This window comes from Aeromicrobium sp. 636 (assembly GCF_024433585.1).
In the GTDB taxonomy this organism is placed as follows: domain Bacteria; phylum Actinomycetota; class Actinomycetes; order Propionibacteriales; family Nocardioidaceae; genus Aeromicrobium; species Aeromicrobium senzhongii.
Window position 1 is genome coordinate 99830 of record NZ_WNJU01000001.1, and the last position, 12333, is coordinate 112162.

At 69.0% G+C, this 12333-nt stretch carries 11 protein-coding genes; 6 read left to right on the forward strand and 5 right to left on the reverse strand.

What is annotated here, in order from left to right:
* Positions 1-254: 254 nt before the first annotated feature.
* From recA to GL325_RS00575, 3 genes are read left to right on the forward strand one after another with little or no spacing between them, the layout of a single operon-like run.
* On the forward strand, positions 255-1364 hold the full coding sequence (gene recA, locus GL325_RS00565; protein ID WP_154594773.1) for a recombinase RecA: 1110 nt from the start codon (positions 255-257) through the stop codon (positions 1362-1364).
* The gene (locus GL325_RS00570; protein WP_154594774.1) at positions 1364-1882 is read left to right on the forward strand and encodes a regulatory protein RecX; all 519 of its coding nucleotides are present in this window, start codon (positions 1364-1366) and stop codon (positions 1880-1882) included. The genes recA and GL325_RS00570 overlap by 1 nt, the downstream gene beginning before the upstream one ends.
* A gap of 9 nt (positions 1883-1891) precedes the next feature.
* On the forward strand, positions 1892-2413 hold the full coding sequence (locus GL325_RS00575) for a GNAT family N-acetyltransferase (protein ID WP_154594775.1): 522 nt from the start codon (positions 1892-1894) through the stop codon (positions 2411-2413).
* A gap of 1 nt (position 2414) precedes the next feature.
* Here the strand turns inward: GL325_RS00575 and GL325_RS00580 are convergent, their stop codons facing one another.
* Genes GL325_RS00580 through GL325_RS00600 form a run of 5 tightly spaced genes read right to left on the reverse strand, consistent with a single transcriptional unit; the run spans position 2415 to position 7160 of the window.
* Complete coding sequence (locus GL325_RS00580; protein ID WP_187411403.1) at positions 2415-3914, reverse strand: amidohydrolase; 1500 nt, start codon at positions 3912-3914, stop codon at positions 2415-2417.
* A gap of 42 nt (positions 3915-3956) precedes the next feature.
* Complete coding sequence (locus tag GL325_RS00585) at positions 3957-4793, reverse strand: amino acid ABC transporter permease (RefSeq protein ID WP_187768289.1); 837 nt, start codon at positions 4791-4793, stop codon at positions 3957-3959.
* Positions 4790-5446, reverse strand: coding sequence for an amino acid ABC transporter permease (locus GL325_RS00590; protein ID WP_255955290.1), 657 nt, complete (start codon positions 5444-5446; stop codon positions 4790-4792). Before GL325_RS00590 ends, GL325_RS00585 begins: the two co-directional genes overlap by 4 nt.
* Before the next feature lie 40 nt (positions 5447-5486).
* Entirely contained in the window at positions 5487-6374 is an 888-nt protein-coding gene (locus tag GL325_RS00595; RefSeq protein WP_187768290.1) for a glutamate ABC transporter substrate-binding protein, read from the reverse strand.
* Between the two features lie 57 nt (positions 6375-6431).
* Positions 6432-7160, reverse strand: coding sequence for an amino acid ABC transporter ATP-binding protein (locus tag GL325_RS00600; RefSeq protein ID WP_154596121.1), 729 nt, complete (start codon positions 7158-7160; stop codon positions 6432-6434).
* Between the two features lie 429 nt (positions 7161-7589).
* On the opposite strand from GL325_RS00600, the gene GL325_RS00605 reads away from it, so the two are divergent.
* From GL325_RS00605 to miaB, 3 genes are all read left to right on the forward strand, one after another.
* On the forward strand, positions 7590-9989 hold the full coding sequence (locus tag GL325_RS00605) for an Ig-like domain repeat protein (RefSeq protein ID WP_187768291.1): 2400 nt from the start codon (positions 7590-7592) through the stop codon (positions 9987-9989).
* A 26-nt stretch (positions 9990-10015) separates the two neighbouring features.
* The gene (locus tag GL325_RS00610; RefSeq protein ID WP_154594779.1) at positions 10016-10624 is read left to right on the forward strand and encodes a DUF305 domain-containing protein; all 609 of its coding nucleotides are present in this window, start codon (positions 10016-10018) and stop codon (positions 10622-10624) included.
* Positions 10625-10721: 97 nt separating this feature from the next.
* Positions 10722-12206 carry a tRNA (N6-isopentenyl adenosine(37)-C2)-methylthiotransferase MiaB gene (gene miaB, locus GL325_RS00615; RefSeq protein ID WP_187768292.1) on the forward strand — a complete coding sequence of 495 codons (1485 nt, stop codon included), beginning with the start codon at positions 10722-10724 and terminating at the stop codon, positions 12204-12206.
* The last annotated feature ends 127 nt before the right edge of the window (positions 12207-12333 follow it).

Here is a 12333-nt window from a genome sequence, read left to right on the forward strand (position 1 = left end):
ATTTGCTCCGCATCTGACCTTTCAGAGGGTGTGAAAGGGAGAATGCGGAGCAAATCTCGGGGAGGTGCGTGTGTTCGGCGTGTCGACCTTCCATCGAACATCTGTTCGGCCTAGGCTCGTTCCACAGGCCGACGGTCAGGTCGGGCGTCATCCACAGACGAGTCGACGAGGCTCACGTAATGTCAGTGGGTCCGCCTACCGTCGAAGATGGCCCGCCACCACGACCGTGACGGTCGACGAACGAAGGACGCAGCATGGCTAAGAACACCAGCACCACTGGTTCGAACCGCGACATCCCCAAGGACCGCGCCAACAAGGACAAGGCGATCGAGAACGCCCTCGCCCAGATCGACCGGTCCTACGGCAAGGGTGCCGTGATGCGGCTGGGTGACCAGGCCCGCGCGCCGATCGAGATCATCCCGACCGGTGCCATCTCCTTGGACGTCGCGCTGGGCATCGGCGGACTGCCCCGCGGTCGTGTCGTCGAGATCTACGGCCCGGAGTCCTCGGGCAAGACCACGGTAGCCCTGCACGCGGTGGCCAACGCCCAGAAGGCCGGCGGCGTCGCGGCGTTCATCGACGCCGAGCACGCGCTCGACCCCGAGTACGCCCGCAAGCTGGGTGTCGACACCGACGCGTTGCTGGTGTCGCAGCCCGACTCCGGCGAGCAGGCGCTCGAGATCGCCGACATGCTGATCCGCTCCGGCGCCCTCGACATCATCGTCATCGACTCCGTGGCGGCCCTGGTGCCCCGCGCCGAGATCGACGGCGAGATGGGCGACAGCCACGTCGGCCTGCAGGCCCGCCTCATGAGCCAGGCGCTGCGCAAGATGACCGGTGCCATCAACGGCTCGGGCACGACGGCGATCTTCATCAACCAGCTGCGCGAGAAGATCGGCGTGATGTTCGGCAGCCCCGAGACCACCACGGGCGGCAAGGCACTGAAGTTCTACGCCTCGGTGCGCCTGGACGTGCGCCGCATCGAGACCCTCAAGGACGGCACCGACATGGTCGGCAACCGCACCCGGGTCAAGGTCGTCAAGAACAAGATGGCCCCGCCGTTCAAGCAGGCCGAGTTCGACATCATGTACGGCCAGGGGATCAGCCGTGAGGGCAGTCTGATCGACATGGGCGTCGAGGCGGGCTTCGTCCGCAAGGCCGGTGCTTGGTACACGTACGAGGGCGACCAGCTCGGCCAGGGCAAGGAGAACGCGCGCGCCTTCCTGCGTGACAACCCGGACCTGGCCGACGAGCTCGACAAGCGGATCAAGGAGCACCTCGGTATCGGGGCGAAGCTCGACGAGCCCGCCGATGCCGCGGTGGCCGACGACCCCGCGGGCGACCTCTCGGCCGCCGATTTCTGATGCTGGACCCCACCGACCCGGACGCTGATCCGAGGGCGGTCATCGTCGCCGGCCGGACGATCGCGATGGATCGTCTGGCCGCGCGCGATCGCAGTCGCGGTGAGCTGCTCGATGCTCTCGCTCGTCGGCGGTTCCCCGAGGACGTCGCCATCGTCGTCGTCGACCAGTTGCAGTCCGAAGGGCTGGTCGACGACGAGCGGTTCGCCCGGACGTGGGTCGAGCAGCGGGGTCGAGCCAAAGGGCTCGCCCGATCGGTGCTGCGCATGGAGTTGCAGCGCAAGGGCGTCGCCGCTGAGATCATCGGCACGGTCCTGGAGGACGTCGATCCCGACGCCGAGCGCCAGGCCGCGCACCGGCTGGTCCAGCGCAAGCTGCGCTCCGTGCAGGGGCTCGACCAGTCGGTCCAGGTGCGGCGGCTGACCGCGATGCTCGCGCGCAAGGGCTACGCCCCGCAGGTGGCGTTCGACGTCGTCCGGGCCGAGCTCGATGCCGAGACCGAACCGCTCGAGTCGACCTAGCATCGAGCCGTGTTCGCCTTCCGCGCCGCCACCGAGGCGGACCTGCCGTTGTTCGTGCGGTGGCGGAGCCGTCCTCACGTCCTGACGTGGTTTCCCGATCCGGTGCCCGACCTGGCCGCGGCGCGCGATCGCTTCGGTGGGCGGTTGGCGGGTCGCGACCCGGTGCGGCTGTGGATCGCCGAGCTCGGGGGAGCCCCGATCGGATACCTCCAGAGCTTCGAGGTGGCCGCCGACGACGACCTGACGGTGCGCTGCCAGGACCCGGACGCGGTGGCGTTCGACTACCTCATCGGCGAGCCGGAGTTGATCGACCGCGGGCTCGGCAGCGAGATGATCGATCGGTTCTGCCGCGACGTGCTCGTGCCGCAGTATCCGAGGGCTCCGCGGTTCCTCGCGGCGCCCGACGCGCGCAACCATCGCTCGCTGCGGGTGTTGGCCAAGTGCGGGTTCACGGCAGGACTGTGGATCCAGCCCGAGGGGGCACCGTGGGCCGACATCGTGTGCACGGCGAGGCGCGAACGCTTCGAGTGACTCAGCGTACGAAGCCGGCCGCGGTGTGGGTGAACTGTCCGGCGCGCACCGTGGCCTCGACGCCGACCGAGCGCAGCAGGGTGGCCGCGGCCCCCGAGTCGTCGGTGTGCGCGAGCGGATCCCGGTCGAGCAGGACCAGATCGCCGCGTTGCCCGACCCGGGGCGTGTCCTGACCGTCGACGCTGGCGGCGAGCGCCTCGCGCACCGTGACCGCCTCCTCTGGAGTCCACGGCGCCCGGTCATCAGCTGAGCGGTGGACGGCGGCAGCCATGGCGGCCCACGGGTCGAGCGGCGAGACCGGCGCGTCGGAGCCGAAAACGACGCCGACGCCGGCGTCGAGCAGGGAACGCAGCGCGAAGCAGTGCTGCTCGCGCCCCGGCCACAGCTGCACCGCGGCGTCGCGATCGTCGAGCAGGTGCGCGGGCTGGACGCTGGCCCGGACGCCGAGTGCCGCCATGGCGACGATGTCGTCCGGGGTCATCAGTTGCGCGTGCTCGATGCTGCCGACCGCGCCGGACGCGGAGAAGGCCGCCAGAGCCTCGTGGGCGGCCGCGTCGCCGATGGCGTGGACCGCTGCCTCGAGGCCGTTGGTCGCGGCACGTCGCAGCAGCGCGACCAGCTCGGCCCGGTCGTGGTTCTGGACCCCGCGGTCGCCCCCACCGGGGTACGACTCGTGGCAGAACGCCGTGCGGGTGTTCAGCGACCCGTCGGAGATGATCTTGAGCGGGCCGATCGTGACGACGCCGCCGGGCGTCAGCGGCGAGCCGGTCCTCAGCCCGGCGGAGATCACGGACTCCAGGTACTCGGGGTAGACCGCGCGCCGCACCGTCAGGGCGTCGACACCGCGGGCGACGCGCTCAGGCCACGTCAGCAGCGGCTCGGCGAACTCGAAGTCGACGATGCCCACCACGCCGCGGGCGGCGGCCTCGTGAACGGTCTCGGCGATGCCCGAGCCGCCGTCCTGCTGTGCGGTGAGCTCGACCACCTGCGTCATGAGCGTGAACCAGGGTGCCTCGGTGACGGGCTCGTCGGTCGGATCAGCGCCGAGGGCGGAGAGGGCGGCCGTGTTCAGCCAGCCCGTGTGGGCATCCCCGCTGGTCAGCACGACAGGGCGGACGCCCGAGACGGCGTCGAGCTCGGCGACCGTGGGAACCCGGTCCCAGTCGGTGAGGCGGAAGCCGTAGCCGAACACCCAGTCGCCGTCGGGCGTGGCGGCCAGCTCCTCGCGGACGAGCCGGATGACCTCGGCGGGATCGCGCGTACCCGAGACGTCCAGGCGGCTGCGGGTCTGGGCCCACTGGGTCAGATGGACGTGCTGGTCCCACAGGCCCGGGATGGTCCAGCGTCCGTCGGCGTCGACCACGCGGTCGCCCCGTTCGGCACGCAGCTCGGGCGCGAGATCGACGATCGCGCCGTCACGGATCCGCAGCGACACCGGTTCGGTCGGCGCCGCCGAACGCACCGGCACGAGCCGGACGTGGCGCAGCAGCAGGGAGCTCACGCAGACATTGTGGCCCGGGGGCTGGCCCGCTCCGCCTGCGGGTCAGGGTGCCACGAGGACCGGCACCTCGGCCTGCGGCCGGGCGTCGGTGGACCGCGATTCGGTCAGCCGGCGCTGCGCGAAGCGACCCAACTGCTCGAGGATCAGGTTGAGGATGATGTAGATCGCCCCGAGGACCAGCGCGACCTGCAGGTGGTTGTCGAACTCGCGCCAGATCTGACGTCCCGCGTAGGTCAGGCCCGGCGCCACGATGATGTAGCCCAGCGACGTGTCCTTCAGCGCGACGATGCACTGGCTGATGATCGACGGGGTCATGATCTTGATCGCCTGGGGCAGCTGCACGATGCGCATCACGGCGCTCTTGCGCATGCCGAGCGCGTACGCCGCCTCGACCTGGCCCTTGGGGACGGCGTTGATGCCGGCGCGGACGATCTCGGCGAGCACCGAGCCGTTGTAGAGGATCAAGCCGATCACCAGCGGGGCGAGCAGCTCGATCTGGAACTTGTAGAGCGCCCACAGGTACGTGATGAGGATGTAGAGGGGGACGGCCCGGAAGAACTCCACGACCAGCCAGCTGGGCCAGCGGACCCAAGCGTGGTCGGACAGCTTGCCGATGCCGAAGAGCATGCCGAACACGAGGGCGCCGATGATGGCGATGACGGCCGCCAGGAGCGTGTAGTACAGACCCTCGGCGATGAACTCGATGTACGCGGGGGTGACGAAGACCTCCCACTTGTCGGACGCCAGCTGACCGGTCTCGGCGAGGCGCCACAGGACCAGGGCCAGGAACGCCACGACGGCCACGATCGTCACCACCGACAGGATGCGGTGGCGGCGTCGGGCGCGGGGGCCGGGGACGTCGAACAGGACGCTGCTCATCGGGACTCCACCTTCCAGCGTCGTTCGGCCCAGCTGGCCAGTGCTGAGATCGCCGCCACGATGACGATGTACATCGCCGCGATGGTCAAGAAGGCGGCGGTGCGCGAGCTGGGGTAGTCCCGCAGCAGGCCCTGGAGCCGGAACGCGAGGTCGGCCAGGCCCAGGGCGGCGACCAATGAGGTGTTCTTGGCCAACGCGATGAACACGCTGGCGATCGGCGGGACCACGAGGCGGAACGCCTGGGGCAGGATCACCTGGGTCATGGTCATCGAGAAAGGCATGCCCACGGCTCGCGCCGCCTCGGCCTGGCCGAGCGGCACGCCGTTGATGCCCGAGCGCAGCGCCTCGCAGACGAACGCCGCGGTGTAGAGACCGGCGGCCATCGAGACGTTCCAGAAGAAGCCGAAGTCGATCCCCATCGCCGGCAGGCCGTAGTACGTGATGAACAGCAGCAGCAGCAGGGGAGTGTTGCGGAAGAGCGTGACGTAGGCCGTCCCGACGGCGCGCATCGCCGGGACCGGGCTGACCCGCGCCACGGCCACGATGGTGCCGAGGACGAGGGCGATGAGACCGCTGGCCAGGAAGACCCGCAGCGTGACCCAGAAGCCCTTGAGGAGCAGTTCATAGCTGTCCTGCAAGAACGTGAAGTCCACGTCTCACCACCCTCGTCGTCGGTTGATCATCGGCTCAGCGTCACGCGCACTCGTCGAGCGCCGGCGGGTCGCCCGCCTCGGCGCCACCCTTGCCGAGCGTGGCGTCGAACGCCTTCTCCCACGAGCCGTCTTCGAAGGCGCTGGTCAGCGTCTCGTTGACGAACTCGCACAGCTCGGGGTGGTCCTTGCCGTAGCCGATGCCGTAGTTCTCCTCGGAGAAGGGCTCGCCCACGACCTTGAGCTTGTCGGGGTTCTCGGCGGCGTAGCCCAGCAGGATCGCCGCGTCGGTGGTGACCGCGTCGACCGAGCCGTTCTCGAGCTGACGGACGCACTCGGAGTAGGTGTCGAAGCCGGCGGGCGTGGCGCCGAACTGCTCCTCGACGGTCTTGATCGAGGTGGAGCCGGTGACCGAGCAGACCTTCTTGCCCTTGAGGTCGTCCGGGCCGTTGATCGAGTTGTCGTCCTTGGCCACGAGCAGGCTCTGACCCGTCACGTAGTACGGGCCGGCCTGGCCGACGACCTTGCGACGGTCGTCGGTGATCGAGTAGGAGGCGATGACGAAGTCGACCGTGCCGTTCTGCAGGAACGGCTCGCGGTTCGCCGAGACGGCCTCGACCCATTCGATGTCGTCGGCCTTGATGCCCAGCTTCGCCGCGAGGATCTTGCCGATCTCGGGGTCGAAGCCCGACGGCGTGTCGGCGGTGGCGGTCTTGAAGCCGATGCCGGGCTGGTCGTACTTGACGCCGATCTTGACCTTGCCGGACTCCTGGATCTCGGCCATGCGGCTGCCGGCCTCGAAGTCCTGCTCCTCGACCTCGACCTCGGGTGCGTCGCCGGCGTCGTCGCTGTTGCCGGCGTCGCCACAGGCGCTCAGCGCCAGCAGCCCGGCGGCGATCACGGCCGCGAACTGTGTCCTTCGTGCTCTCATCTGTCGTCCTTCCCCTTCGGGATCATGATGTTGCGGAAATCAGGAGGGTGCGGGCTGTCAGTGCTTGAGGATCTTGCCGAGGAAGTCCTGGGCGCGATCGCTCTGGGGGTTCGTGAAGAACTCGTCGGGGGTGTTCTGCTCGACGATCCTGCCGTCGGCCATGAAGACGACGCGGTCGGCGGCGGTGCGCGCGAAGCCCATCTCGTGGGTGACGACGACCATCGTCATGCCGCGTCGGGCGAGATCGACCATGGTCTCGAGGACCTCCGAGATCATCTCGGGGTCGAGCGCGGACGTCGGCTCGTCGAACAGCATGACCTTCGGGTCCATGGCCAGGGCGCGGGCGATCGCGACGCGCTGCTGCTGGCCGCCCGACAGCTGAGCCGGCAGCTTGCCGGCCTGGTTGGCCACCCCGACGCGCTCGAGCAGCTCGTGTGCGCGCTGCTCGGCCTCGGCCTTGGGCTTCCCCAGGACCTTGGTCGGACCGAGGGTCACGTTCTCCAGGACGGTCTTGTGGCTGAAGAGGTTGAACGACTGGAACACCATGCCGACCTCGGCGCGCAGCTTCGCCAGCGCCTTGCCCTCCTCGGGCAGCGGGACACCGTCGATCTCGATGGTGCCCTCGTTGATCGGCTCGAGGCGATTGATCGCCCGGCACAGTGTCGACTTGCCTGATCCGGACGGCCCGATCACGACGACGACCTCGCCGGTGGCGACCTCGAAGTCGATGTCCTGCAGGACGTGAAGGTCACCGAACCACTTCTGGACGCCGCTCATGCGGACCATCGGCGTCGTGCTTGCTCCCATGCCGACTTACCCAACCGTAGGGTCCGGGCGGACGCAACAATTCGCACCGGCGCGTCGCCGACCGCAATCAGATCGAAACCCACGGCGATGGTGGTCGTCCCGGCGAATCCGTGCACCCGCCGCGGCGTCAACGCCGCGCGGTGGCTTCCACTGGGGAAGTAAGTGGACACTTTCGACTGGAATACCGAAGCTCGCACCCTGCTGTGCGCGCGGTGGCCGAACTGGCGACGGCGCCGAGGTGTCCATATTATGGGCGGCCGTTCAAGGTCCACTTTCACCACTGAAACGTGTGATTATCGCGTCTTGGTCCAGCCGCCGTAGCGAATGCGTAACGCGTGACTTCTACGCTCAGGGGCGTGACGCATGAGACGTGTGTCACGTCAGTTCCCTTCGTCGTGAGGACTTCCCTTGAAAACAGTTGCCCTTCGCCGCACCTTGAGTGCGGCGGCCCTCGTCGCGTTGGGGGTCGGCCTGCTGGCCGTACCCGCCAACGCCGACCCCAACATCCCCGAGACGCCCGAGCAGTCGCGCATCCTCGGTGACGCCAGCCGCACGGCCGACGTCACCGCCGAGGACGAGAGCGTCGGGAACCTCGCTCCCGGCACCGGCGTGCCGTACCTGGGAATGGATCCCAAGGCCAAGATGCTCGCCGCCGGCGAGCAGGAGTCCGTCAAGATCGACCTGGTGAAGAACATCGGGTTGCAGCCGGGGCAGACGACGATGTCCAACATGGCGTTCAAGGGCGACTACGCCTTCCAGGGCAGCTACGGCGGATTCGTGGTCTACGACATCAGCAACCCGGAGGACGCCACGGTCGCGGCGAACGTCAACTGCGCCGGCGGTCAGGGCGACATGTCGATCGCCGGAGACCTGCTGTTCTTCTCCGTCGACCAGCCGCGCAACGGGTCGGCGTGCGACGCCGGCTCGGTCGCCTCCTCGAGCGCCGACGCGTGGGAGGGCATTCGCATCTTCGACATCAGCGAGCCGACCGCGCCGCAGTACGTCGGCAACGTGAAGGCGCGCTGTGGCTCGCACACGCACACGCTGGTGCCGAACCCCGAGGACGAGGGCTCGGTGTACCTGTACAACGCCGCCTACGACGTCTCGGACAGCGCGTTCTACTGCAAGCGCCCGCACCAGCAGCTCGAGATCATCAAGGTGGATCTCGACAACCCGGCCGGCGCGGCGATCGTCAAGGAGTACAAGCCCTGGGACGAGGCGAACCCGGCGTTCACCGCTGACGACCGCCCCAACGGCGGCGCCACCACCTCGGCGACGAACGGCTGCCACGACCTGACCGCGTACCCGGAGAAGGGCATCATGGCCGGTGCGTGCATGGGCGACGGCGTGATGTTCGACATCTCCGACCCGCTGAACCCGGTCGTGACGGAGCGCGTCCGTGACGAGAACTACGCCTTCTGGCACACCGCGCAGTTCAGTGACGACGCCAGCAAGGTGATCTTCCAGGACGAGCTCGGTGGCGGCAGCAGCGCGACCTGCATCCCGAACACGCCGCAGTACCGCGGTGCGAACGCGATCTACGCGATCAAGGGCCAGGAGCTGGAGCTGAAGAGCTACTACAAGATCCCGCGTCGTCAGTCGACGTTCGAGAACTGCGTGGGTCACGAGGGCAACATCGTCCAGGTCGCCGATCGGGACGTCCTCGTCCAGGCCTGGTACCAGGGCGGCGCCTCGCTGATCGACTTCACGAACCCGTCCAAAGCCAAGGAGATCGGCTACTTCGATCGCGGGCCGATCGACGCGACGCGCTTGGTGACCGGCGGCTACTGGGCCGTGTACTCGCACAACGGCTACCTCTACGGCAGTGAGATCGCCCGTGGCTTCGACGTCATGAAGCTCCAGGGCGACGAGTTCGCCGACGCGGTCCGTCACCGCCAGGACGTCCGCAACCCCGCGACGCAGCAGACCATCTCCTGGCCGTGGAAGAAGGCGCCGAAGGCTTCGGGCACGCTGCCCGCCGCGTCGGTCTCGCCCGCCAGCGTCCCCGCCGGGGTCGCCACGGACGTCACCGTCTCGCTGCCCGCCGACACGTTCACCTCCGGTGAGTACGTCGACGTGTGGAGTGGGAGCAAGGTCGTCGCCAGCGGCCAGGCCGCCGCGAACGGCTCGGTCGAGCTGACCGTCCCGGTCGCCGCCACCGAGAAGGCGGGCACGAAGTCGCTCGTCGTCCGTGGCGACAGCAAGCTCGACGACGCGCTGTACTCGGCGTCGGTCGAGCTGACGGCCGTCAGCACCACCACCTCGGTGAAGCTGAGCCGTACGTCGCAGGTCTTCGGCTCCACCCCGGCGACCGTCACCGCGACGGTCTCGGGCGCCGGCGCCCAGGGCACCGTGACGTTCCGTGCGGGCAGCACCGTCCTGAAGGCCGGCGTGCCGGTCAAGGGCGGCAAGGCCACGCTGACGCTGCCGAAGACCCTCGCGGTCAAGACGTACGCGATCCGTGCCGAGTTCGTGCCGTCGTCCACCGCGACGACCGGCTCGACGTCCTCGGCGGTCACCCTCAAGGTCGTCAAGGCGACCGCGAAGGTGAAGGTCTCCGCCAAGAAGGTCAAGGCCTCGGCTCGCGCCAAGGTCACGGTGACCGTCAGCGCCAAGGGCACCACGCCGACCGGCAAGGTGACCGTGAAGGTCAACGGCACGTCCGTCAAGGGCGCGCTGAAGAAGGGCAAGGTCACCGTGACCCTGCCGAAGCTCAAGGCCGGCAAGCACACGGTCAAGGTCACCTACGCGGGCAGCGCGAAGGTGGCGGGCAAGAGCACCAAGACGACGATCCGGGTCACCAAGTGACCTTGGTTCGTCGAGCTGCTGCCGCGGTGAGCGTCGTTCTGGCGCTCACCGCGGCGGCGGGCTGCTCGGAAGACACCCCCCGTCAGGACGGCCCGGTCGTCCTGCAGCCCGGTGAGGCGGGGGAGGGCAACAAGCGCGTCGACCCCGACGAGGTCGAGACGCCCGCCGACGAGTTCAACGACATCGACCGTGAGTTCGTCGAGATGATGGTCCCGCACCACCACCAGGCGGTCCTCATGGCCGAGCTGGCGAAGACGCGGGCGAAGGACGAGCAGGTCGCCGGGTTCGCGCAGCGGATCGGCGACACGCAGAAGGCCGAGATCGACGTGCTCCAGGCATGGCTCGAGGCGCGCGATCTGCCGACGGCACCGCTCACGCCCAGCGGCGAGCACGCCACGCACATGGACGGCATGCTCACGCCCGAACAGCTCGACGAGCTGGCCGCGGTGAAGGGCACGGCGTTCGACAAGCTCTTCGTCGAGCGCATGATCGCCCACCACCAAGGAGCCGTGGCGATGGCCGACCGGGCGCTCAGCGACGGCACCGAGGCGATCAACCGTGCCTTCGCCGCCGACGTGTCGGCGACCCAGACCGCCGAGATCGAGCGACTGCGCCAGATCCAGAAGACCCTCTGACGGCCCGGGTCCGCCATCGCGGTGGCGGACCCGGCCGCTCAGCGGCCCGCCGGTTCGGTCCGGGCCGGCGTCGGTGCCCACGTACGATGGGACGGTCATGACGAAGACCTATGAAGTCCGTACCTACGGCTGCCAGATGAACGTGCACGACAGCGAACGACTGTCGGGACTGCTCGAGACCGCGGGCTATGCGGCGGCCGAGCAGGGGCAGACGCCGGACCTCGTCGTCTTCAACACCTGCGCCGTGCGCGAGAACGCCGACAACAAGCTGTACGGCAACCTCGGGCACGTCGCGAGCATCAAGGCCAAGAACCCCGGGATGCAGGTCGCCGTGGGCGGCTGCCTCGCGCAGAAGGACAAGGACACGATCACCCGGCGGGCGCCGTGGGTGGACGTCGTCTTCGGCACCCACAACATCGGCTCGCTGCCGGTCCTGCTGGAGCGCGCGAGGATCGCCGAGGAGTCCCAGGTCGAGATCCTCGAGTCGCTCGAGGTCTTCCCGTCGACCCTGCCCACGAAGCGCGACTCGGTCTTCGCCGCGTGGGTCTCGATCAGCGTCGGCTGCAACAACACCTGCACGTTCTGCATCGTGCCCGCCCTGCGCGGCAAGGAGCGCGACCGCCGGCCCGGCGACATCCTCGCCGAGATCGAGGCACTCGTGGCCGAGGGCGTCGTCGAGGTGACCCTGCTGGGCCAGAACGTCAACAGCTACGGCGTCGAGTTCGGCGACCGCGAGGCGTTCTCCAAACTGCTGCGCGCCTGCGGGCAGATCGAGGGCCTCGAGCGCGTGCGGTTCACCTCGCCGCACCCGGCCGCCTTCTCCGACGACGTCATCGCCGCGATGGCCGAGACACCCAACGTCATGCCCCAGCTGCACATGCCGCTGCAGTCGGGCTCGGACCGCATCCTCAAGGCGATGCGCCGCTCCTACCGCCGTGATCGCTTCCTGGGGATCCTCGACCGGGTGCGTGCGGCGATGCCTGAGGCGTCGATCACGACCGACATCATCGTGGGCTTCCCCGGCGAGACCGAGGAGGACTTCCTCGAGACGATGGACGTCGTGCGCCAGGCGCGCTTCTCCAGCGCCTTCACGTTCCAGTACTCCCAGCGCCCCGGCACGCCGGCCGCGGACCTGCCCGACCAGCTGCCGAAGGCCGTCGTGCAGGAGCGCTACGAGCGACTCTCGGCACTCGTGTCCGAGATCTCGTGGTCCGAGAACCAGCGACTGGAGGGCCAGGTCGTCGAGCTGCTCGTCGCCGACCAGGCCCACGCCGGCGGCCGCAAGGACGCCGAGACCCACCGGATGAGCGGGCGCGCGCGCGACAACCGGCTCGTGCACTTCGTCCCCGGCGACCACGAGGTCCGCCCGGGCGACCTCGTCGTCACCCGCGTCACGAAGGCGTCCCCGCACCACCTGGTCGCCGACGACGAGCCCCTCGAGGTGCGCCGCACCCGCGCGGGCGACGCATGGGAGTCCCGCCAGGGACGCACCGCGGTGACGCCCGGCTCCGTCGGACTGGGCATGCCGTCGATCGGCGTGCCCGCGCCGCTGCCGCCCGCGCCGGCCTGCGCCCCCGCCTGACCCCGTCGTCCCACCGAGAACCTCGCGTCGACGAGGCGGAAGCGGCGAGAAGCGCGCGCATGAGGGGTGCCTCACCCGCTCCGCGCGAAACCTTGAGGTAATCTGAATCTGCTGATGAGGCCAATGT